Origin of the sequence: Stenotrophomonas sp. ASS1, from assembly GCF_004346925.1 — a bacterium.
GTDB classification, from domain to species: domain Bacteria; phylum Pseudomonadota; class Gammaproteobacteria; order Xanthomonadales; family Xanthomonadaceae; genus Stenotrophomonas; species Stenotrophomonas maltophilia_A.
The window spans coordinates 1,495,133-1,517,993 of sequence record NZ_CP031167.1 but is presented as its reverse complement, the minus strand read 5'-3'; the positions used below and the strand labels follow the sequence as shown (position 1 = coordinate 1,517,993).

General features: G+C 64.0%; 20 protein-coding genes and 2 tRNA genes. 6 read left to right on the top strand and 16 right to left on the bottom strand.

All coding sequences use genetic code 11. The features are described from left to right. Positions 1–23: 23 nt before the first annotated feature. Positions 24–98: transfer RNA gene (locus tag MG068_RS07020), tRNA-Val, on the bottom strand. A 107-nt stretch (positions 99–205) separates the two neighbouring features. Next, entirely contained in the window at positions 206–2,230 is a 2,025-nt protein-coding gene (uvrB, locus tag MG068_RS07015; protein ID WP_132809754.1) for an excinuclease ABC subunit UvrB, read from the bottom strand. 128 nt (positions 2,231–2,358) lie between these two features. Between uvrB and MG068_RS07010 the strand changes: the two genes are divergently transcribed. Next, the gene (locus MG068_RS07010; protein ID WP_132809753.1) at positions 2,359–2,883 is read left to right on the top strand and encodes a GspH/FimT family pseudopilin; all 525 of its coding nucleotides are present in this window, start codon (positions 2,359–2,361) and stop codon (positions 2,881–2,883) included. Between the two features lie 60 nt (positions 2,884–2,943). On the opposite strand, the gene MG068_RS07005 is transcribed toward MG068_RS07010, so the two are convergent. The 11 genes from MG068_RS07005 to grxD all read right to left on the bottom strand — a co-directional run bounded on the left by MG068_RS07005 (position 2,944) and on the right by grxD (position 17,268). Beyond that, a tRNA-Asn gene (locus MG068_RS07005) sits at positions 2,944–3,020 on the bottom strand. 73 nt (positions 3,021–3,093) lie between these two features. Then, positions 3,094–3,507: a type IV pilin protein gene (locus tag MG068_RS07000; protein WP_132809752.1), complete on the bottom strand. Its 414-nt coding sequence runs from the start codon at positions 3,505–3,507 to the stop codon at positions 3,094–3,096. A gap of 23 nt (positions 3,508–3,530) precedes the next feature. After that, positions 3,531–8,240 carry a pilus assembly protein gene (locus tag MG068_RS06995; protein WP_240792119.1) on the bottom strand — a complete coding sequence of 1,570 codons (4,710 nt, stop codon included), beginning with the start codon at positions 8,238–8,240 and terminating at the stop codon, positions 3,531–3,533. Then, positions 8,237–8,647: a pilus assembly PilX family protein gene (locus MG068_RS06990; RefSeq protein ID WP_343144385.1), complete on the bottom strand. Its 411-nt coding sequence runs from the start codon at positions 8,645–8,647 to the stop codon at positions 8,237–8,239. The genes MG068_RS06995 and MG068_RS06990 overlap by 4 nt, the downstream gene beginning before the upstream one ends. Before the next feature lie 80 nt (positions 8,648–8,727). Further along, the gene (locus tag MG068_RS06985; protein ID WP_165929928.1) at positions 8,728–9,867 is read right to left on the bottom strand and encodes a PilW family protein; all 1,140 of its coding nucleotides are present in this window, start codon (positions 9,865–9,867) and stop codon (positions 8,728–8,730) included. A gap of 38 nt (positions 9,868–9,905) precedes the next feature. Continuing rightward, complete coding sequence (gene pilV, locus MG068_RS06980) at positions 9,906–10,376, bottom strand: type IV pilus modification protein PilV (protein WP_121503796.1); 471 nt, start codon at positions 10,374–10,376, stop codon at positions 9,906–9,908. Then, on the bottom strand, positions 10,373–10,891 hold the full coding sequence (locus tag MG068_RS06975) for a GspH/FimT family pseudopilin (RefSeq protein ID WP_132809751.1): 519 nt from the start codon (positions 10,889–10,891) through the stop codon (positions 10,373–10,375). Before MG068_RS06975 ends, pilV begins: the two co-directional genes overlap by 4 nt. Before the next feature lie 161 nt (positions 10,892–11,052). After that, entirely contained in the window at positions 11,053–12,441 is a 1,389-nt protein-coding gene (gene ppnN / locus MG068_RS06970) for a nucleotide 5'-monophosphate nucleosidase PpnN (protein ID WP_010486098.1), read from the bottom strand. A 252-nt stretch (positions 12,442–12,693) separates the two neighbouring features. Continuing rightward, positions 12,694–15,942, bottom strand: a complete 3,249-nt coding sequence (locus MG068_RS06965; protein ID WP_132809750.1) for a TonB-dependent receptor — start codon at positions 15,940–15,942, stop codon at positions 12,694–12,696. Positions 15,943–16,174: 232 nt separating this feature from the next. Continuing rightward, positions 16,175–16,951, bottom strand: a complete 777-nt coding sequence (locus MG068_RS06960; RefSeq protein ID WP_049399918.1) for an SDR family NAD(P)-dependent oxidoreductase — start codon at positions 16,949–16,951, stop codon at positions 16,175–16,177. Further along, positions 16,948–17,268: a Grx4 family monothiol glutaredoxin gene (grxD, locus tag MG068_RS06955; protein ID WP_005408852.1), complete on the bottom strand. Its 321-nt coding sequence runs from the start codon at positions 17,266–17,268 to the stop codon at positions 16,948–16,950. Before grxD ends, MG068_RS06960 begins: the two co-directional genes overlap by 4 nt. 120 nt (positions 17,269–17,388) lie before the next feature. Here grxD and MG068_RS06950 point away from each other — a divergent pair, with 120 nt between their 5' ends. After that, positions 17,389–17,967 (top strand): superoxide dismutase, encoded by a 579-nt coding sequence (locus MG068_RS06950; RefSeq protein WP_071228391.1) that lies wholly within the window; start codon positions 17,389–17,391, stop codon positions 17,965–17,967. A gap of 114 nt (positions 17,968–18,081) precedes the next feature. Here the strand turns inward: MG068_RS06950 and MG068_RS06945 are convergent, their stop codons facing one another. The 3 genes from MG068_RS06945 to purE all read right to left on the bottom strand — a co-directional run bounded on the left by MG068_RS06945 (position 18,082) and on the right by purE (position 20,184). Next, positions 18,082–18,423 (bottom strand): carboxymuconolactone decarboxylase family protein, encoded by a 342-nt coding sequence (locus MG068_RS06945; RefSeq protein WP_004152082.1) that lies wholly within the window; start codon positions 18,421–18,423, stop codon positions 18,082–18,084. A 112-nt stretch (positions 18,424–18,535) separates the two neighbouring features. Beyond that, positions 18,536–19,684: a 5-(carboxyamino)imidazole ribonucleotide synthase gene (locus tag MG068_RS06940; RefSeq protein ID WP_032128885.1), complete on the bottom strand. Its 1,149-nt coding sequence runs from the start codon at positions 19,682–19,684 to the stop codon at positions 18,536–18,538. Next, positions 19,681–20,184, bottom strand: a complete 504-nt coding sequence (purE, locus tag MG068_RS06935) for a 5-(carboxyamino)imidazole ribonucleotide mutase (protein WP_005412808.1) — start codon at positions 20,182–20,184, stop codon at positions 19,681–19,683. The genes MG068_RS06940 and purE overlap by 4 nt, the downstream gene beginning before the upstream one ends. A 58-nt stretch (positions 20,185–20,242) precedes the next feature. On the opposite strand from purE, the gene MG068_RS06930 reads away from it, so the two are divergent. The 4 genes from MG068_RS06930 to MG068_RS06915 all read left to right on the top strand — a co-directional run bounded on the left by MG068_RS06930 (position 20,243) and on the right by MG068_RS06915 (position 22,855). Then, positions 20,243–20,512 carry a Trm112 family protein gene (locus tag MG068_RS06930; RefSeq protein ID WP_005408847.1) on the top strand — a complete coding sequence of 90 codons (270 nt, stop codon included), beginning with the start codon at positions 20,243–20,245 and terminating at the stop codon, positions 20,510–20,512. Then, the gene (gene nadC, locus MG068_RS06925; RefSeq protein ID WP_071228393.1) at positions 20,509–21,360 is read left to right on the top strand and encodes a carboxylating nicotinate-nucleotide diphosphorylase; all 852 of its coding nucleotides are present in this window, start codon (positions 20,509–20,511) and stop codon (positions 21,358–21,360) included. Before MG068_RS06930 ends, nadC begins: the two co-directional genes overlap by 4 nt. Positions 21,361–21,435: 75 nt before the next feature. Further along, positions 21,436–22,437, top strand: coding sequence for a DUF2272 domain-containing protein (locus tag MG068_RS06920; protein ID WP_132809749.1), 1,002 nt, complete (start codon positions 21,436–21,438; stop codon positions 22,435–22,437). Positions 22,438–22,504: 67 nt separating this feature from the next. Then, positions 22,505–22,855, top strand: a complete 351-nt coding sequence (locus tag MG068_RS06915; protein WP_049423257.1) for a DUF3301 domain-containing protein — start codon at positions 22,505–22,507, stop codon at positions 22,853–22,855. The last annotated feature ends 6 nt before the right edge of the window (positions 22,856–22,861 follow it).

The following is a 22,861-nucleotide window of genomic DNA, read 5'->3' as shown; positions in this document are numbered from 1 at the left end:
ACAGCCCCCTCCCAGGGACTTCGTGGTGGGCGGTACAGGGTTCGAACCTGTGACCCCTACCATGTCAAGGTAGTGCTCTACCGCTGAGCTAACCGCCCGATTTTGCTTCTGAACGTCCGCGATTGCGTCGGTGCAGGCCGCGTATATTACGGATGCCGGCCGTGAAGCGCAACACTTTTGTGAAGAAGATGCTGCACTGCCGCGTTCAGCCCAGACTCGCTTCCTTCAGCTGCCGGATCTGGTCACGCACGCGGGCTGCATCCTCGAATTCCAGGTCCTTGGCGTGCTGGTACATCTGCTGCTCCAGCGCCTTGAGACGGGATGCCAGCTGGGCCGGGCTGAGCGATCGATAGTCACTCCCCTCCTCGGCAACGCCGGGCCTGCCCTTGCCCTTGCCCTTCTTTGCTTCCTTCTCGGCCGCATCGGAGCGCGCGCCTTCCAGCACGTCGGTGATCGGACGCGCCACCGAGCGCGGCACGATGCCGTGCTGCTCGTTGTACTCGACCTGCTTGGCGCGACGGCGGTCGGTCTCGTCGATCGCCGCCTGCATCGAACGGGTGATCTTGTCCGCATACAGGATCGCCTTGCCACGCACGTTGCGGGCGGCACGGCCGATGGTCTGGATCAGCGAGCCGGTCGAGCGCAGGAAGCCCTCCTTGTCGGCATCCAGGATCGCCACCAGGGACACCTCGGGCATGTCCAGGCCCTCGCGCAGCAGGTTGATGCCCACCAGCACATCGAACTTGCCCAGGCGCAGGTCGCGGATGATCTCCACGCGCTCGACCGTGTCCACGTCCGAGTGCAGGTAGCGCACGCGGATGCCGTGCTCGGTCAGGTACTCGGTGAGATTCTCGGCCATGCGCTTGGTCAGCGTCGTGACCAGCACCCGGTCACCGGCCTTGATGCGCGCGTTGGCCTCGCTCATCAGGTCGTCAACCTGGGTGCCCACCGGGCGGATCTCCACCACCGGGTCGATCAGGCCGGTGGGGCGTACGACCAGTTCAGTGATCTCGTCACCGGCCTCGCGGTACTCATAGGGGCCTGGCGTGGCCGACACATAGATGCTGCGCGGGCAGCGCTCTTCCCACTCCTCGAAGCGCAGCGGCCGGTTGTCCAGCGCCGAGGGCAGCCGGAACCCGAACTCGACCAGCGTCTCCTTGCGCGAACGGTCGCCCTTGAACATGGCGCCGATCTGCGGAATGGTCACGTGCGATTCGTCGATCACCAGCAGCGCGTCGGCCGGCAGGTAGTCGAACAATGTCGGCGGCGGTTCGCCGGCGTTCTTGCCGGTCAGGTGCCGGGAGTAGTTCTCGATGCCGTTGCAGTAGCCGACCTCGGCCATCATTTCCAGATCGAACTGGGTGCGCTGCGCCAGGCGCTGCGCCTCCACCAGCTTGTTCTGCGCGTACAGCTGCTCCAGGCGCTCCTTCAGCTCGACCTTGATCGTCTCGATCGCCGCCAGCACACGCTCGCGCGTGGTCGCATAGTGGGTCTTCGGGTAGACCGTGAAGCGCTGCATGTTGCGCAGCGTCTCGCCGGTGAGCGGATCGAACAACGTGATCTTCTCGACCTCGCCATCAAACAGCTCCAGGCGCAGCGCCTCGCTATCCGACTCGGCCGGGAACACGTCGATGACTTCACCACGCACGCGGAAGGTACCGCGCTGCAGCTCGTATTCGTTGCGCGTGTACTGCAGCTGGGTGAGGTGGTTGATCAGGTCGCGCTGGTCGATGCGCTCGCCCTTGGAAAGGATCAGGCGCAGCGACAGGTAGTCTTCCGGCGCGCCCAGGCCATAGATTGCCGACACCGTCGCCACCACGATCGCGTCCGGGCGCGACAACAGGGTCTTGGTCGCCGCCAGCCGCATCTGCTCGATGTGCTCGTTGATCGAACTGTCCTTCTCGATGAAGGTATCCGACGACGGTACGTAGGCTTCCGGCTGGTAGTAGTCGTAGTAGCTGACGAAGTACTCCACCACGTTGTGCGGGAAGAACGCCTTGAACTCGCCATACAGCTGCGCCGCCAGCGTTTTGTTCGGCGCCATGATCAGCGTCGGCTTCTGCACGTTCTGGATGACGTTGGCGATGGTGTAGGTCTTGCCCGAGCCGGTGACGCCCAGCAGGGTCTGCTTGGCGATGCCCGCTTCGAAGTTGCTGGTCAGCTTCGCGATGGCATCAGGCTGGTCGCCCGCCGGCGAATACGGCGAGACGAGTTCAAAACGGTCGCTCATGGTGGTGCCAGTTCCCGGGAGTAGTGAGTATAAGGGGCATGGAGTGACGGCCCGCTGAGGGGTTTCCGGGCAGGTGAGCGCGGCGGTGCCTGATGGTGAATGCCCCGGCGTACGTCGAGGCTGGAGGCATGTCCCATCGTCTTCGCCCTGCCCGGCTCCACCGCGGGCTCCATCTGATCGAGCTGCTAATCGCCGTCATGGTGCTGTCGGTCCTGCTGGCGTTGGCCTGGGGCCCTTGGCAACGCACGCTGCGGCACTTCCAGGCGGAAGCGCTGCGCGCCGAACTGGTCGCCAGCCTGTCGATGGCGCGCAGCGCCGCCATCACCGAACACCGCCGCGTGACGGTCTGCGGATCGTCGGACGGCATGATGTGTGACCAGGCATGGAGCCAGGGCTGGCGGGTGCAGGTCGAACCGGCCAACAGCGCGACCGCCGCCGCAAGGGAACTGCGCGTGCACAGGACACACCAGCGTCATGTCGACCTGCGCACCAGCGATCATCGGCCCGACGTGCGGTTCCGGCCCGACGGCCGCAATGCCGGTACCAACCAGTCCATCGTGTTGTGCGTGGATGGACAGGAGCACAGCCGCGTCATCATCAGCGTCCCCGGACGGGTCAGGAGCCAGCGCCCGCGCAGGTCCACCCCCTGCTGATACCTGCAATGCCATCGTGGAAACGAGAAAAGCCGCGATTTCTCGCGGCTTTTTCGAATCTGGCGCCCGAAGTTGGACTCGAACCAACGACCCCCTGATTAACAGTCAAGTGCTCTAACCGGCTGAGCTATTCGGGCGGGGTGCGCATTTTAGCCAGCGTTTGCAGGGGAGTGCAAGCCTTTTCTGCGATTTGGCAAATCGGCACGCCCTTCACCAGCATCCGGGGCCCTCGCTGGCGCTTGGCGTCTTTCGTCCGGCCTGGTCCAAGGCCAGGGTCCCGCATTTGTCGTCTTCCTGGCCATTCTCCGGTACCGCCTGCAACTCGAACGTGGCTGCGGTCGCATCACCATTCAAAGACAGTGCATAGAACGAGGTGCCGCTGCGCGGCGAACTGGTGAACGGCAGAGTCAGACCGGCGTAGGTATTCTGAGTGGTGTGGTTGCGCTCCAACACCTGCGCCAGCTCCACCAGATCGGCCTTGGCCTGAGCGCGCCGAGCCTTGCGCACGTGCTCGGTGTAAGCCGGCATGGCAACAGCGGCAAGAATCGCAACTACGGCAACGGTGATCATCAGCTCGATCAGAGTGAAGCCACGGACGATACGAAGTGGGGATTTCATGCGCATGGGCTTCCCGGATTGCAAACAGTTCATCGAATCTGCCGCCATGACTGGCGCCCACAGGGCCGGGGCAGATACATGCCATCGGCCCCCTGAGTACCAAGCATATAGGTGCATGGCTCCAGCAACTCATCCACCTTGCATTTGGTTTTGCTGGGGTCGCAGGGTGTCAGCTTGGGTACGAACACACTGTTGTTGGTAATAGGTCCGCCCTGGCTACCCTTACCTCCCTTGGTCAACTTGATTCCACCACAGTTGCCGGTGCAGATCGAATCACCGCCAGGCTTGTCGCTGAGGCCAGACATGCCTCCCCCGCCTGTCAGCAGATACACACCGTAGCGCCAGTTGACCCCGCCGCTGCCACAGATTGCACTCCCGGGAACATAGGTCAGGAAGAACACACGGCCGCTCTGAATCGTCGGCGTTGCAATGAAACGCTCACCATCAACGATTGAATCGACTGTCAGGTCTACGTACCAGCCACGCTTGTTCGTATAGCTGACCGGATTGGAGGTAATGTCGCGGGTCTCATAGCCATTGCTGTCGGTACCAACCAGAACGCTCTGCTGAACCAGGCTGGTGCGGTCGGCGATCGGTGTCTTCAGATCGTCCCATACGCCATACAGCGTCTGCACGCCGGTATTCGCGTTGACGGTGTTGTCGTCGGCCGCGAAGTACTGCCCGGTACCGAAGAACAAACTGATGCCACCGGCCGGACCACTGCTGACTTCGATGCTTCCGGTGATGGGCTGGGCCACGTTGTTGCGGGTTGCAGTGAACAGTGGTGCTCCGCTGTAGGCCACGTTCCAGTTGGCTGGATCATTGCTGGACAGATCGAACTTCCACAGATTGCCCTTCATGTCGCCGCCATAAACCGTATCGGTCACCCCGTCCGCATTCTTCAGCGCCACCGGCACGATGTTCATCAGGCCATTGCGGCCAACATACTTGGAATCAGCCGGACTCAAGCGCTTGAGCACCTTGCCGGTCTGGATATCGACCACATACAGCACAGCCTTGCCGCCTGACGAGTTCACACCGTTGCCGAACAACGCGACAAAACGCGGTGCTCCACCACTGGTGGCGCTGGTCAACGGAACGATCGCTGGCTTGCCAAGCACGAAACCAAGATCGGATTCGTTCTTGCCGGATACTTCCCACAGGACCTTGCTGGCATCGAACCCGGTCGGATCGCTGACATCCAGAGCGAATACCGAGCCATTGCCAACGCTTGCCGCATTCGGCGCCTTGCTCGCGCCGCCGGCGCCGGTGGTCGCCGCCACCACGGTATGCCAGGAATCACCGTAATAGACATCCGAAGATGTCACCGGCCCGTCCACATAGTAGCGGTGGCCATACTTCGGGTTCGCCAGTTCGGCAATGTGCTGCAGCGATGTGGACGGAATGAAAGCAAACTCCTCCCTGCCCGCCGCCGCTGTGGTGCTGGCATTGAAGCCGTGCAACATGCCGTCGTTGGCACCGACATAGACCATGGTTGGCGGTCCATTCGCCGCACGCTTGGCATTCAGGAAGGTCTTGTAGGCACTGCCGAGCGTCTGCTTCCACACAACGCCCTGCGCCGTCCATCCCCCATAGCCAAAATCATCGCGATTGGACACGATTTCGGTAGTGGAGTTGATGATGTCACCCAGAGGCGAGGTGCGGGTCCGAAGCCCAGGCACTGCGCTGCCGCTGAGATAGTTGACCAGTTGGTCGACAGTCGTGCTACCGAACCAAGCCGGGATCGGCGTCGGGGTGGTGCTGAAGCCCATCACCGCCAGCTTCTGCGCGCGGGTACTGCCTGGAATGCTGGACGCCGTGAACGCCGCTGCAGCTACCGGCGTGACCACATCCTTGGTGTCCTGCATATTGGCGGATGTCGCCATGAAGATCTTGCGGTTGGCGCCCGCCATCCTGCTCGATGCACGCCACAATTCATCACCATCGGCGCCGCTGGGCAGCACCTGGGTTCCCACCACGTCCCCCGTCCAGTCATTTGAGCCGGCAGTAACCTTGTAATGCGAGCCTACCGTGAACGAGCCGGTAGTGATGCGTGCACCCGAGCCACTGCCACCGACCGGCGCGTCGCCCTCGGCAGCACTGGCAAAGATGTCATCCAGCGCCTGGCGCAGCTTGGAAGGATTGCGAGCCAGGAAGTAGTTGTCGGGCACTCCGGGCTTCTTGCTGTCCCATTTCTTGCCAGCCGGCACGCCATACTTGGCGGCATACCACAGCGGACTTTCCAGCTGGCCGGCCGCCGCACCACTTGAGGCCTTGTACTTGATCACAACCGGCCGATCCCAAGTACTCGGGAAATCATCGGACTGGGTAATGACGGAACCATTGCGAGCAGGGCCAGTAGTGCCCCTTTTATAGTCACCCTTGCGCAGGGTCAGCCTCTGCACCGTGTTGGCGGCATTTGAGCCAGAGATGGTGTAGCCGGTCAGCATCGCGTTTCCGGCGAAGGCGGAGAGGTTCTCGATCCGGATCAGCACCTCATCGGCCGCCACGGCGCTGCGCAGCGTAGTGCCACGGCTGGACGAGTCGCGGTTGCACAGTGTGGTGGTGGTATTGGCGACCACGCTGCGGATCGGATCGGCACGCCAGCAGATGTCGTTGGCGCCGGCTGGCACGGAGTTGCAGGCCGCCCCTACACAGTAGCTCATCATCGCCACGACATCGTTGTCGTGGTCGTTGCCCCACAGCGAATCCTCCCACACCAGCGAGAAGCTGCCCGAGCTCGCATCGTTCGCATACGGTCGGCCGTACTTGTTGTTGTTGACGCCGGACTTCACTCCAATACCAACCGAACCCAGGAAGCAGCTGCGCCAGCCGCTGTCGGCGATTTCCAACCAACCGTCATTGTTGGCCTGGCACAACGGTGCCAGGCTGATGGTCTTGCCGCCGACCTTGATTTCGAATTTCGGCAGATTCTCGGCCATCGCAACGGTGTACGTGGTAGCCGTGATCTTGTAACTGGCCGGTTTGCTCTGTACACCCGGACGAAGGTCCGTCGCCGCCGCAGACTTGGCCATGCCGGCCATGAGATAACTGCCTTCCATCGAAGGAATATCCGGACAGATGCCGCGCGCCAGACTGAGATTGTCGACGGTACGTCCCTGGCATATGTCTTCGTGGGTATTGAGCACAGTACCGCTCGGGGTCGCACCGACGCGGCCGATCATCCAGCTTTTGCCGGCGATGCCCTCAGCGGTTCCGATATCGTTGGTCGCGGTAGTCGCGTTGATCGAAACTGGCAACGTACCTATGTTGTCACTGTCGAATGACGGCAGGCCGGATGACATGACCAGGATGTTGCAGGTGGCGCAATAGGAATTTCCGCCCTTGGCCGGGTCCCGATAGGGGTCGACCCAGGCAATTCCGGTTGGCAGCGTAGCGAGGTCACCAGAGTCACCATAGACCTTGCTTCCACCGGTCACATACCGCAGCGCCTCTGCATACATCTCCGCCAGCGGATTGCCCCAGGCACTGCACCTCTGGTTGCCCGCACCCGGGTTATTGAGGATCTTCGAATTATCGGTACCTACACGATTGAGGATGCCGTACTGGTTGCAGTCGCTCCAGTTGTCCTTCCAGTTCCACTGGTCGATGCTGAAGTTGGAGATCGTGTTGATCACCCCTTCACCATTGGCGGTCGCGCCGGACTTCATGTAGCAGAACTGGCCGGTAGAGAGATCGATCTCGTCACCGGTGCCGCAGAAGCTGTCACCATTGCCGGCCAGCTTGCCGATGTTCCGGCGCAGTACGCCACCATCACGCGGATTGGCATATGTACCGGAAATCAGGCCAAAACGCAGGCGCCCGCTCTCACCATAGGTCTGCAGCAGGCCGGCCGGCTTGTAACGATCGGTATTGCCACTGGTGTACTTGCGGCAGTAGTTCTCCCGCAATGCATCAGTGCCTCCCGCGCAGACATCCAGGCGTACAGCATAGTCCGCCGCCGACCCGGGCACGTCGCGCTTGCCGTCGGTATCGGTACGACCGACGCCGCACTGATAACTGGCCGTCGCTGCCCACTCGGACCAGTTGCCCGAAGCCACCCGCATCAACGATCCGCTGGTGGCAGATGTGTTGCCATTGCAGAATGACCAGCCGGTGGAGTTCGCCGTCAGCGGTGCGAAATTGCCGATGTCTGAACCGGTATACACCTTCACCCATGCGTGCAGATCATTGGGAATCCGCGCGCGTTCAATGATGGTCTGGGTCAGGCTGTCCGTGGTGCGCAGTCCACCGTAAAGCACGCTGCGCATGACGTCCAGCCTGCTCATGGTGACCCAGTTGAGGAAGTTGCCTGACCACTGGCCTGTGCAGCTGTGGCCGTTACTGCCGCCGCCCTTTGCCGCAGCCTTGAACAGTGCATTGGCGCCAGTGCCTGTCACCGAGTAGCAGAGCTTGGAGTCGAAGTAGCCGCCGTACTCGAACGCATCCAGATAGGTCGTATCGAGGATGCCGTCCTCACTGCCATCAGGACCGCCACCAATGTCGGTGTAGTCGCTGTATGCCTTGTTGAACAGCTGTTCGTCGCGCGACATCACCATCATCATCAGCGGTGGCTGGCTCTGCTTGCTGTACAGCGGCTCCTGGGCGATATCGAAGTCACCAATGGCCGCACGTAGCGGAATCACCAGTGCGGCGACAGCAGCGACGACAGCACCAGCGGTACCCCATCGCAGCCACTGGGACGGAGTGAGGCGGAGGAAACGGCGCGGAGTGTTCATGGAATGAAAACCGTATCGATGACGGCGCTGGCCGAAGCGTTGGTGGTGGCATCACTGGACAGGGCAGTGACCTGATAGATGTTGCCGGTGTCTTCGTTCAACTTCGCACCCACGCGACGGCTGGAGGACGGGAAGCACTTGTCGATCCGACGGGTGTACTGCGCCGAATTGGCGGAAACTCCATTGGCCCAGGTCAGTGGGTCGTAGGTAGGGCTGCAGGCCTCCTGCGCCGCAGCGTACAACCCACCGCCCTCGATGGTGGTGGCAATGGTGTCCTCAACCTGACGAGCGTTCTGCTCGGCGTTCTGGAACGCCAGGTTGGTCCTTAGATAATTGGCCGCCATACGCTCCTGCATGCCTGTCACCTGCATGCCTGCGATGCCGATCAGGGCCAGCAGGATGAGCATGATCAGGGCAACGTAGAGCACCGCACCCCGTTGGGTGCGAGGAGGTTGCCAGCGGGGCGCGCGTAGAGCCATGGGATGCCTCAGTTGCCAAACAGGCGGTTACGGATTGCGATGGTCGTCTGGTAGGTGGAGCGCATGCGGCCATCACTGGGCGCGGCGAAGGTGACCCCCAGCGCAGTGAGTGCCGCCCCGTCCTTGGCCTGCACAGCAGCGGCCGGATCCGGGCTGGACATAACCAGACCCAGTTGCACCGCACCCACACGTCGCCAGGCCTGCGCGGTATCGGTCAATGACTTCTCCACGTCATCAGCGGTGCCTTGGCGGTCGATGAAGCCGGTTGGTGCGGTCCGCGTCAGGCCGCGATCCTGCCCATACAGCAGCTGCATGTTGGCCACACCCTCGACCAGCGCTTCGGGCGCGCCGGCAGTGAATGCACCATTGGGAGCGGCGCCGAAGCGGACGCGGTACAGCGAGGTCTGCTCCCTGTCGGCATCTTTACCAACGTAGAACACCACGCTTTCGGCGCGATGCAACATGGTCTGCCCTTCGGTATAGACGCTGCTGAATGTGCCGGTGTTGTTCGGCGCGGTGTCAAAGGTCACGGTACCGGCAGTGGCATTCACTGCATTGGCCTGGAACGTGGTCGCGGAAATGCAATCCGCAACACCGAACAACCCCGGATTGCTGACACCACTGTTGAGCACCGCTACGCGCTTGGGATCGAAACTGAAGATCGGCTTGGACGCGGTGCCGCCGATCAGGGTTACCGGGACACCGTCGGGCATCAGGTAACGCATTGCCACGATATCGCTACCGTTGACCCGGTTCGGCAGGGCATCAGCGATCTCCTTCGGCAGCACGGGGAGGTAGTCCACGCCACCAGTCGGCGGATCTGCGCTGATCGTGACATCTTTGCCGGGCGCGGTCCCGACAGCTTCATAGCCCTGAATGGAACGTCCGAAGTCCAGGGTTGGATGCGCGTTGGCAGTCAAAGTGCTGTGCAGCGATCCGGAAAGATCGTGCGACTGGTCGTTGACGCAACCGAAATGGCCGGCCATCCGCAGTTCGCGCTGCAGGGTATCCATCGCGAAGCGGCTATTTTCCTGCACGCGCGCCATACCCTCGGACAACTGATAGGCGGCGCGGGAGGCGGCGAACACCTGGATCACGGCGAGCATGATGATCAGGCCGATCGCGAGCGCAATCATGAGCTCGATCATCGACACGCCAGCCAGATGACGACGGGAACGAAGCGTGCTCACAGGCGTGTACTCGCACTGAAGGTAGTGTCATCGGCATCTGCACTCCAGCGCTCATCTCCCCAGCTGACGCGCACAGTGACCACGTTGTTGTTGCGAGTGACGGATGCACTGGCGTTGTCGCCTAGTGCTTTACCCAACCGGCAACGCCAATCTTTCATGAAGGCGGCCTGATCAATGTCCTTGCCGATCGGCGGATTGCACTCGCTTGTAGTCGCTGAGTAGTCACCTACGTACAACGCGGCAGCTACACGGTTGATACGGACCTGATCGAGCAGTTCATAACTGAGATTGGTGGCTTGGGTACGGTAGTTCGCACTCTGGACGTAGCGTACGTTCATGGTCTGAAGCAGGGCAAAGCCAAGCAGCCCGATGCCGAGCACAAGAATGGCGATCAGCACTTCAATCAGGCTGAACCCGTTCTGCGCGCGATGGCGCGCCGTCTTCCACTGGATGCGACGACGATTCATTTGCAGGCCTCCTTGTGCAACCTGAGCTGGCCCGTCAGCGACACCGTCAGACGCCGTTGAAGTGGCTGGTCACCGCATTTGTCCGGGCGAAGAGTAATGTCGGTGGCGGTAGCGGCCCGACTGCGCCCACGGGGATCGAACGCCACCGACACCGTTTTCACATCAACCCCGGACATCGCTGCGCGTGGCTCGCTGTAGCGCAGGACGGCCTCCCCGGCATCGAAGCCGCCATTGCCGTTGGTGTCATCCCAAACCATCCAGCCGTCGGTCCATGACTTGCCATCGCAACCGGTACCGGTACTGGAAGCACACATGCCAGCGCCGTGCGCATTTTTGACCGCTTCCGAGCGCGCCAACGCCAGCGAGGCCATCAACTCGTTGCTGGTCGTGGCCATCCGATTGGAACGGATCGTGCTCTGGAAGCTGGGATAGGCGATGGTGCTCAGGATCGCCAGCACGGCAACCGTGACCATCAACTCAACCAGCGTAAAGCCGTTTTGCCGGCGTAAAGACATTGGACGCTCCCCAGCGTGTTGATGGCCACGATGGGCCATCGCCCTGCCACCGGCAAGCGGCGGCAGGATGAACGGTCATTCCGGGGCGACGGGCGTCAACGCCTTGACGGCCCGCCCTCCCCTGCCTGTCCCGGCGAGATCCCCATCGCGCCGGCGCAGGCTCAGGCCAGCACCTGGTAGCAGGGCTGGTATTCGCCGGAGATCTTCATCCGGCGCTGTTCGACGAAGGCGCGCAGCAGCGCGTCCAGGGCCTGCATCATGTCCGGGTCACCATGGATCTGGAACGGCCCGAACTGCTCGATGCGGCGCATGCCGTCTTCCTTCACGTTGCCGGCAACGATGCCCGAGAACGCCCGACGCAGGTCGGCCGCCAGCGCGTGCGGGGCACGTCCGTGGTGCAGGTCCAGCGCGGCCATTGCCTCGTGGGTCGGCACGAACGGCTGCTGGTACTCCCACGGAATCTCGATCGACCAGTTGAAGAAGAACGAGTCCTTCTGTGCCAGGCGGTGCTCACGCACGCGCTTGATGCCGTTGGCCATCTTCTTGGCCACCGCCACCGGGTCGCCAATGACGATCTCGTAGCGCTCGGCGGCCGCATCGCCCAGGGTCAGGCGGATGAAGCGGTCGATCTGCTCGAAGTACGGCGCTGCCACCGTCGGGCCGGTCAGGATCAGCGGGAACGGCAGGTCCTTGTTTTCCTCGCGCAGCAGGATGCCGAGCAGGTACAGGATTTCCTCCGCGGTGCCGACGCCACCGGCGAACACGATGATGCCGTGGCCGATGCGGACGAAGGCCTCAAGGCGCTTCTCGATGTCCGGCATGATCACCAAGTGGTTGACGATCGGGTTCGGCGACTCGGCCGCGATGATGCCCGGCTCGGTCAGGCCGATGTAGCGCGTCACGGTGCGGCGCTGCTTGGCGTGGGCAATGGTGGCGCCCTTCATCGGGCCCTTCATCGCGCCTGGACCGCAGCCGGTGCAGATATCCAGGCCGCGCAGGCCCAGCTCGTAGCCCACCTGCTTGGTATACAGGTATTCGTCGCGCGAGATCGAATGGCCACCCCAGCACACGACCAGGTTCGGGTCGCCCGGGTTGAGGATGCGCGCATTGCGCAGCAGGCCGAACACCGCGTTGGTGATGCCCTCGGACGACTCCAGCTCGGCCGCGTAGGCCGGGCCCATCTCGATGGCCATGTAGGCCAGGTCACGCACCACGGCGAACAGCAGTTCGGCGACGCCGCGGATGATCTCGCCATCGACGAAGGCCATCGCCGGTGCATTGACCAGGTCGATGCGCACGCCGCGATCCTGCTGCGCCACCTGGATGTCGAAATCGGGATACAGATCGCGCGCCGCGCGCGGATCGTCAGAGGCGCTTCCGCTGGTCAGCACGGCCAGCGCGCAGCGGCGCAGCAGCTCGTGCATACCGCCGGCAGACGCATCGCGCAGGCGGGCCACTTCGGCCCGCGACAGCACATCCAGCCCACCGCGCGGGTAGATCCGCGCGTCCTGCACCGGCAGTGCACGGGCTGATTTTTCGTTCGTGGTCATGTCCAATTTTTCGCTTCCTTCAAGGTTTCCGACTGTACTGCCGCCCCCTTAAAAAGCAAAACGGCCGGGAAGCCCGACCGTTGGATGTGTGCTTCCCGCGTTCGCCTTTCCGGGACCGCATCGGCGGCGTTGGCACCGCGCACATTTCCCGATGCTACGCCGATGCCAGGTGACCTGCAAGGGCTTTCGCATGAACGGAAAACGGCCGGGTTTCCCCGGCCGTTTTCACTTACTGCTTCAGGCTCTGATGGATCAGAACTTGTACTTCACGGTCAGCTGCATCGACCAGCGCGACACGGCGGTGTTGCCCTTGTCGTTGTTGTTTTCCTGGATCGACGAGTTGTCGGTACGGCCGGTGAAGTTGTACAGGTACTTGCCGGTAGCCGGGTCGATACCCGAGTAGTTGGCAACGCGACGGGTGGCGTAGAAGCCGTAATCGTCGATCAGACCCCACTTCTTGTTGAGCAGATTGCCGACATTCATGATGTCCAGCGCGATCTCGCCCTTGTGGGTCTTCGCAAAGCCCGGGAACTCCTGGCTGATGCGGACATCGAAGCTGTTGACCCACTTGGCGCGGTGCGCATTGGCCGGGACCACGCTGCCACGGTAGGCATCAAGCTCCGGATTCTGCGCCAGCCATTCGAAGAACTTCTTCTCCATGTCGGCGCCGCCGGTGAAGATCACGTCACCCGGGCCCTTCGGCACGTAGAACAGATCGTTGGTGCCTGCGCCGTCGCCGTTCACGTCGTTATAGAACACGTAGCTGTACGGACGACCCGAACGGCCTTCATAGAACAGGCCGACGCGGGTGGCATTGTCACCGAAGAAGTTGTGCTTCCACTCCAGGGTACCGGTGATGCGGTCCTTGATCGCATAGCGCGAGTTGTACGCAACGTTGTCGTTGGCGTTCAGGCTCAGCGTGTTGTTCCAATTCGAGGTGTTCTGCGAGCTGGACAGCGGGCTCACTTCCTTCGCCTGAGTGTAGGTATAACCCAGCGACCAGCCCCAGTTCTCGGTCAGCGGCTTGGCCAGCGAGAACGTAGCCTGGGAACCACGACCCTTGTCGGTGTTGCGCAGCAGGATCACGTCGCCGATATCGCTCGGACGGTTGACACGGTCACTCGGGCAGGTCTGATCGGTGGCCGAGCAGGCACGACCGTTCTTCTGGCCAGCCTGCATGCCGTTCGAGCCAGCATTGGCACCGTTCATGCCGTAGTCGTTCCAGTACAGCGCACGACCGTCCTGACCAACCGAGCGGTTGGCATTCGGGGTCATGACGTCCAGACGATCAAAGTACAGACCATCCTTGACCTTGGTGACCAGCAGCTCGGCCGACGCCACGATGCCGTACCACGGCAGTTCGTGATCGAAGGCCAGGTTGGCCTTCCAGACCGACGGCAGGCGGGTACCGGGAGCGATCAGGTCGACGTTCTGACGTGCCGAAGCAAGCGACGGGTCCGGGATGAACGGATTGTCAGCATCGAAGCTGAAACCACCCGGATTGCGGGTCAGGTTGTACTCGGCGTAGTTCAGGCCGGTGTTCTGGTAGGCACCCGCCAGCCACACGTTCGGGGCAGCACCGCCGAACAGGCCCACGCCACCGCGCAGCTGGGTCGGACGGTCGCTATCGAAGGTGTAGTTGAAGCCGACGCGCGGCTGGAACAGCTTCTTGTCGACCAGCTTGGTGTTGTTGAAGCCGTACAGCTGCTCGATGCGCGGGTTGTACAGGCGCTGGGTGCTGAAGTCCGGCATGTCAACGCGAACACCGAACATCAGGCTCAGGTTGTAGTTGATCGCCCAGGTATCCTGGATGAACAGACCCGTGTTCTTCAGGTGGAACTTCGCCGGAATGTCATCCAGGCTGCCACCAGCACGCGGCACGCGCACCTGGTACGCGGACGGGGTGCCGGCTTCAAACGCAGCCAGGTTGGCGAACTCATACGCGCCGTACAGGTTGCGACCGTAGAAGTTCATCAGGTCGTTGTCGGTGTAGTCAAAGCCGAACTTGACGGTGTGGTCACCGACATACCAGGTACCGGCACCGAAGGCGCTCAGTTCCTTCGACTCCACCAGGTTGGTGTGGGTGTTCTGCTCGGTACCCAGGTACAGCGAATTATTGTTGTCGAAGCGGACGCGGATCTGCGGCAGGTGCGAAGCGGCAACGCGGTTGGACGAGTAGTCCTTGTGCGAGACCTTGAACTCGGTCGAGAAGTTCTCGGACCAGTCACTGAACAGTTCACCCATCCAGGTCTCATACTCGGTCGGCTGGGTGTACCAGAAGTCACTCAGCGAAATTTCGCTGTTGCTGACCTTCGGGAAACGCACCACGTCCTGCTTCATCTTGTTGTAGCGCAGGGCCGCACGGTGGTTCTCGTTGATGTTCCAGTCCAGCTTGACCGCGTACTCTTCGATCTCGGTCTTGTTGTTCAGCGCACCGACGCCGCCGACCTGATAGCCAAGATCGGACATGCGCTTCTGGACGCGGGCGATATCAGCATCGCTGATGCCGCCAGCCTTGTTGTAGGGGCTTTCGCCAAGGCTGACGCCGCCACCGCTACGCTCGTACTTTTCGTAGTTGGTGAAGAAGAACAGCTTGTCCTTGACGATCGGGCCGCCGAAGGTCATGCCGTAGGTCTTCTCGTCCTTGAAGCCGTTAAAGTCCTGCTTGTCACCTTCCAGGCGCGAACGGACCATGTCCTTGTCGCGGTACGAACCGTACACGGTGCCGTGGAATTCATTGGTACCCGACTTGGTCACGGCGTTGATCACCGCACCGGTACCACCAGCGATGGTGGTGTCGTAGTTGGCCAGGTCGATGTTGATTTCCTGGATGGCGTCCATCGACACCGGCTGACGCTCGGTCGGCAGGTTGTTGGAGCCCAGGCCGAACGGATCGGAGGCGCTGATGCCGTCGATGCGGATGGCGTTGTAACGGGTGTTCTGGCCACCGGCCGAGATCGCGCCGTCAGCCTTGCTGACCTGCGAGATGCGCGGGTCCAGGCGGATGTAGTCCTGGATGTTGCGGTTGGCCGACGGCAGCGCGTCCATCGTTTCGCGCGTCACGTTGGTGCCGCTGCCCATCTTGGTGGCGCTGAACAGGTCCAGGCCGCCGGCGGTGGCGACAACGTTCACGGCGTCCAGGTTGGTGGCGGCCAGATCGCCGCCGAGGCTGGCGTTGACCGTGTTGACCTGGTTCAGGTTCAGGTAGACACCTTCTTCGGTCTTGGTGCCTTCACCGGACTTGGTGATGGTGATGGTGTACGGGCCACCCACGCGCAGGCCGCGCGCGTTGTAACGACCCGACGCGTCGGTGGTGGCACGCGAAACGGTGCCCGACTCGGTGTGGGTGATGGTGACTTCAGCGCCAGCGACAGGCTGGCCTGCAGAGGACATCACCTGGCCGCCGACACCGGCAGAGGTGCTCTGGGCGAAGGCGGGAGCGGTGGCGAGCGCAGCCACGAGACCAAGGGTGAGCTTGGACATCCGGAGTGGGTGGGTCATTTTTCGGTAGCCTCGATGCGAGTTGGCGATGGCGGAAAAAAAGCGCATCCAAACAGCCCTGCGGGTGGCTGGTCGGACATTTATCTGGGGTTCCCTACCGCTTGACTGAAGGAAGCCACAACGGTTAACACTAGATTAACACGCTACGCCATCAATGTGACGGTTGTGCGACAAACGGCACCGGATCGCAACGCAATCGTGACGGGTTCTTCACTCCGCCTTTCCCCGGCGCTCACTCGGCCGGGGACGCCCCGCTGGCATCGAGAATCCGGCCGCGCCAGGTGGCGCCAGCACCGGACAACAGGGTCACGGCCGCAGCGGCGGCGGCCTCCGGGCCTTGGGCGGCCGGGTCCTGGTCGACGGAATACGCCCGGGCCCGCAGGGCTGTGCGCAGCGGGCCGGGGTACAGGCCACTGACCCGTACCGGGCTGCGGCCGAGTTCGTCATGCAGGCTGGCGATCAGGCCACGCAGGCCATGCTGGGCCACACCGTAACCGCCCCAGTAAGCCTGCCCGACCCGGTCGGGGGCATCGACCGCAAACACCAGCGCCGCATCTTCGCGCTGCCGCAGCAGTGGCAGGCAGGCCTGGGCCAGCCAGGCCGGCGCGGTCAAGGTAACGTGCACCGCGCGGGCGAAACTGGCTGGGTCGGCCAGCTCGAACGGGGTCAGGCCCGGGAAGTGGGCGGCACAGACCAGCAGGCCGTCCAGCCGCCCCAGCTCGCGCTGCAGGGCCTGGGCCAGCTCGGCATAGTCGTCGGGGCCTGCGCCTTCCAGGTCCAACGGGTACAGCAGAGGTTCCGGGCCGACCGCCTGCACCTGGGCGTAGACACGGTCCAGGCGCCGCGGCTTGCGGCCCAGCAGGACCACGGTGGCCCCAGCGGCTGCAGCAGCCACTGCCGCAGCACTGCCCAGCCCACCACCGGCACCGGCGACCAGTACCACGCGATCCTGCAACGGGCGGCCATCGAGCGCCCCGTCGGTCGGTGACGTCGATGGCCAGGCACTCATCCCTGGGTCGCCTCTTCGACGATGCGCTTGAGCTCGCCGGCTTCGAACAGCTCCAGCACGATGTCACAGCCGCCGATCAATTCACCGTTGATGAACAGCTGCGGGAAGGTCGGCAGGTTGGAAAAGCGCGGCAGGTTGGCGCGGATCTCGGGTTCTTCCAGCACGTTGACGGTGCGCAGGGTGACAGCGCCGGCCGCCATCAACGCCTGTACGGCGCGGCTTGAGAAGCCGCACATCGGGTATTGCGGGGTGCCCTTCATGAACAGCACGAGCGGGTAACGATCGACCTCGGCCTGGATTTGCTGCATTACCGCCACAACCACACTCCTTGCTTCGCCGGACAAACCGACCGTGATGGTCGGCTAGACTGCCCACGGTAGCCGCCATTGTAAGCCGATGGAACCGGCTGCCGCCGCCCCCTGGCCACGAACCTGTCCATGCCTGTCGAATTGCCTGCCCTGCCCTACCTCTCCGGCTCCCTGCAGCCGCACCTGTCCGCACAGACCGTGGAACTGCATCACGGCCGCCACCATCGCGCCTATGTCGATGCCGTCAACGCCGGCATCCTCGGCACCGAGTGGGAGGAAGCGTCACTGGAAGAGATCGTCCGCCACGCCCAGGGCACGCTGTTCGATGTCGCCGCCCAGGCCTGGAACCATGGCTTCTACTGGCAGTGCCTGCGCCCGCGCGGCGGCGGTGAGCCGCAGGGGCGGCTGGGCGAGCTGGTCAAGCGCCAGTTCGGCGACGTGCAGCGCCTGCGCGAGGAATTCAACCGCACCGCACTGGGCCTGTTCGGCTCGGGCTGGGTGTGGCTGGTGCAGCATCCGGGCGGGCAGCTGGGCCTGCAGGCCACCCGTAACGCCGGCACGCCATTGACCGGCGAAAGCACCCCGCTGCTGTGCTGCGACGTCTGGGAGCACGCTTACTACACCGACTACCAGAATGATCGCGCGCGCTATCTGGACGCGTTCTGGCAGATGGTCAACTGGGAATTCGCCGAGAGCCAGCTGCGCTGAGGCAGCGGCTCCGCCAAGGGGTAGTGCCGGCCGCTGGCCGGCATCCCCATCGGTGTACAGAGATGGCGAATCTGCCGGCCAGCGGCCGGCACTACCGGGAAACAGTACGGAGCTTCACGCGCTCTCGTGCGCGGCCACCGCGTCCATGACCCGCGCCGAGTACACCAGCGCGGCGCCTGCATTGAGCGACACTGCCACGCCCAGCGCCTCGGCGATTTCCTCGCGGCTGGCGCCGTGCTTCAGCGCTGCATCCACATGCACGGTGATGCAGCCGTCGCAGCGGGTGGTCACTGCCACGGCCAGCGCGATCAGCTCGCGGGTCTTGGCATCCAGGTGGTTGGTCTGCGCGCCGGCATTGGCCAGGGTGGCATAGCCCTTGACCGTATCCGGCGAGAGCTTGCCGATCTCGCCGATGCGGCCCTTCAGTTCCTTGCGGTAGGCATTCCAGTCGAGCATGGTCGTGACTCCTGTGAAAGGAGCTCCACGCTACCACCGGGAATGTTGCGCCGATGCCTGCACCGGCGCGCCACATCGTTGCATTGCCGGCCAGCGGCCGGCGCTACCGGGTTCAGCGGTTGCGCAGCGCGTGTACCGCCGGCGCCACCTGGGCCTGGCGACCCAGCTCCAGACCCACCTGGTCCAGTGCATCGGCCAGTGCATCAGCAGCATCATCGCGCAGCGTGGCATGACCAACCTTGCGGCCCTCACGCGGCTCCTTGCCGTAGTCGTGCCAGTGGCCGCTGGCCTGGGCCAGCACCGGCGCGGGGTCCGGCATCGCGCCCAGCCAGTTCAGCATGCAGGCATGGCCGAGCATACGGGTGCTGCCCAGCGGCAGGCCCAGCACAGCGCGCAGGTGATTCTCGAACTGCGAGGTCTCGCTGCCTTCGATGGTCCAGTGGCCGGAGTTGTGCACGCGCGGCGCCATCTCGTTGGCCAACAGCTCGCCATCGCGGCAGAACAGCTCCAGCGCGAACACGCCGACATACTGCAGGTGCTCGGCGACGCGACGGGCATAGCCGATCGCGGCCTCGTGCTCGGCGGCCGACAACACGGCCGGCGCCACGCTGGCCGACAGCACGCCGTCGACGTGCCAGTTGCCGGTGACCGGCCAGGCCTCGAAGCTGCCATCGCGGCCACGCACGGCAACCACGCTGACCTCCCGCTGGAAGGCCACGAAGCCCTCCAGGATCAGACCAGTACGCTCGACCTGCGCACCCAGCGCATCCCATGCGGCATCGATGTCGGCCTCGCTGCGCAGGCGGAACTGACCCTTGCCGTCGTAACCGAGGCGGCGGGTCTTGAGGATGCACGGCAGACCGAACTCGGCAGCCTTCGCGGCCAACTCGTCACGGCTGCGGATGTCAGCGAAGGCCGGCAGCGGAATGCCCAGCTGCTGGAACAGGGTCTTCTCGCTCAACCGGTCCTGGGCCACGGCCAGTGCGGCCGGCGGCGGGTAGACCGGCACGCGGTCGGCCAGGAACTGCGCGCTGTCGGCAGGCACGTTCTCGAAATCGAACGTGACCACGTCGACCTTGGCCGCGAAATCCGCCAGCGCCTGGCGGTCATCGAAGGCACCGACGGTGAGCGGCGCCAGCGGGCCGCTGCAGGCGTCGGCTGCGGGGTCGTACAGTTCGAAGCGCAATCCCAGCGGCGCACCGGCCAGTACCATCATGCGGGCGAGCTGGCCGCCACCCAGGATGCCTACGGTCAGGCTCATTGGCGCGGATCGTCGTGGGCCATCACGTCTTCGGTCTGGCGTGCGCGGAACGCGTCGAGCGCCTGGCCGATCGCCGGCTGGTCACTGGCCAGCATTGCGGCGGCGAACAGCGCGGCGTTGGAGGCGCCGGCATTGCCGATGGCGAAGGTGGCGACCGGGATGCCGGCTGGCATCTGCACGATCGACAGCAGCGAATCCATGCCGTTGAGGGCCTTGGACTGCACCGGCACGCCCAGCACCGGAACGGCGGTCTTGGCGGCGATCATGCCCGGCAGGTGCGCGGCCCCGCCGGCACCGGCGATGATCGCGCGCAGGCCACGCGGGCCCGCCTGCTCGGCGTAACTGAACAACACATCCGGCGTCCGATGCGCGGACACTACCTTCACTTCGAACGGAACACCCAGAGCTTCAAGCTTCTGGGCGGCGTGCTGCATGGTTTCCCAGTCGGAACGGGAACCCATGACGATGCCGACAAGCGGCGCGATCGGGTTGGGGGTCATTGGCCGTCACCTGCCTTAAAGACGTATTCTAGCCATCTTCCACGCAAGACGAAGAACCATGGATCGCAAGCTGCTCGACCTGCTGGTGTCACCGGACACCCGCCAGCCCCTGTCCCTGCTGGATGGCAAGGGCCTGGAAGCCCTCAACAAGGCCATTTCCGCCGGCGCGGTGAACAAGGCCGATGGCAACCCGCTGGCGCAGCCGCTGCGCGAAGCGCTGGTCACCCGCGACCGCAAGCAGGTGTTCCGCGTTGACGATGGCATCCCGGTGCTGCTGGCCGAGGAAGCCATCCCCACCGCTCAGATCGCAGACTTCCCGGCCGCATGAGCACGCTGCCGACGCCGGATGCGGCCGTTGTCGCCGCCGATGTCGCGCGTGCGCTGGCCGAGGACCTGGGCAGCGGCGACGTCACCGCCGCCCTGCTGCCCGACCAGGCCGACAGCGCCTACCTGCTGTGCAAGCAGGACGGGGTGATCGCCGGCCGCCCCTGGTTCGACGCCACCCACCGCGCACTCGATCCGGACGTGCGCATCGAATGGCATGTCTCCGAGGGCGACACGGTCACCGCCGGCACCGTACTGGCGCTGCTGCACGGGCGCAGCCGCAGCCTGGTGAGCGCCGAGCGCACTTCGCTGAACTTCCTGCAGACGCTGTCCGGCACCGCCACGACCACCGCGCGCTACGTGGCGGCCGTGGCCGGCACCGGCACGCGCATCCTCGACACCCGCAAGACCCTGCCCGGCCTGCGCCTGGCACAGAAGTACGCGGTGCGCTGCGGCGGTGGAGAGAACCATCGTTTCGGCCTGTACGACACGGTGATGCTGAAGGAAAACCACATCCGCGCTGCCGGTTCACTGGCCGCAGCCGTGGCTGCCGCACGCCGGCAATGGCCTGGGTTGCCGCTGGTGGTCGAGGTCGAGGATCTTGCGCAGCTGCGCCAGGCGCTGGAGGCTGGTTGCGAACGCATCCTGCTGGATGACTTCAGCCCCGACCTGCGCCGCGAGGCGGTGCGCATCACGGCGGGCCGCATCCCGCTGGAAGTCTCCGGCAGCGTCGGACTGGGTGGCCTGCGTTCGATCGCCGAGGACGGCGTGGACTGCATTTCCATTGGCGGCCTGACCAAGCACGTGCAGGCGATTGATCTGTCGCTGAAGCTGGGCCCGCCGCCGGGCTGAGGCCTGACCCGGTTCTCACACCCGGCGTTCACGACAGCGCTGCGACGCTGCGGTCATCCCCCACAGGAGCCGCGCATGCGCCGGATGCTCTTGCCTGCCTGCCTGCTGCTGGCCGCAGCCCCCTTGTCCGCAGCGGCCGCCGAAGCCTGCGATGTGCCGCCCCGCTTCGGCCTGAGCCCGTTGGCGGTGGCCATCCGCAATACCGCCTGCAACGAGCACCGGCTGTGGTTCCGGCCCTTCATTGATCGCGATGGCCGCGCCGCCAGCCTCAGTGTCACCGAGGCCGAAAGCGATCACTTGGCCGACAACGGCCTGATCGCCTGGCAGCGCGTGGCCGGCTACTGGCACAACAGCGGCACGCTCAACGCAATGGGCAGCATCGCCGGCGCCAGCAGCTGCCTGGCACCGCTGGGCACGCGCTACACCGACAGCGACTGCCGCGCCTTCCTGGTCGACAACCCGTGGTCGGCCGCGTTCATTTCCTGGGTGATGGTGCAGTCCGGCGTTCCCGGCTTCAACACCTCGCCACGCCACATCGACTACATCCGTGCCGCGTACCAGGGCGGCCCCTCGGGCGTGCCGTACCGGTTGGTCGATCCCGCGACCGCAAAGCCCGCACCGGGCGACCTGCTGTGCTTCCTGCGCGACCGCAGCACCACGCTCAGCTACAGCGGGCTGGTGCAGGCACTGGGCAATGGATCGGTGGGCCACTGGAAATCACATTGCGAAGTGGTGGTAGCGGCCAATCTTGGCGGCGACCAGACCCTGTACCTGGTCGGTGGCAACGTGATGAACACCGTGGCGATGCGGTTGCTGCCGCTGGACCGCACCGGGCTGATCAAGCTGCCGCCCGCGCGCGAACGCAACAGCACCGGCATCGACCCCAGCTGCACGCCGGGCCGCGAGGACGAATGCAGCTTCAACCGGCAGGACTGGGCAGCGCTGCTGCAGTTGACCGCCACATCACCGCTGGTGATGCCCTCTCCCACTGCGACGCCGATGCAGCCCGCCCCGACACCGCAACCGGTCATCGTGCCCGCGCAACCGGTATCCAGCGAACCGCAGCCGCGGCGGTGAATCCAGCGCTTGATCCAGCGCACGTTCGCCGCCATCTTTGCGGAATCGACCTCTGACGGCTGACGCCATGCCCACCCTGCTGCTGTTGCTGATTGCCGGCGGAATCATCTACTTCTTCTGGAACGCTGCGCGTTCGGCCGCCGAGCGCGCGGTCGAGCTGGGACGCAATGCCTGCCGCGCAGCCGACGTGCAATGGCTGGACCAGGCGGTGCACGCTACCGGCCTGCGCCTTTCGCGCGGCGAGGATGGCCGGCTCGGTTTCGAGCGCACGTTCAAGTTCGAGTATTCCTACGATGGCATCGATCGCCACGTGGGCCGCATGGTGCTGCGCGGCGACCAGTTGATCTCGTTCACTGGCCCGGGCGCGGCGCGGATCAGCCAGATCCGGCCGGATGCGGAGGATGCCGAGGATGTCTAAGGGCTT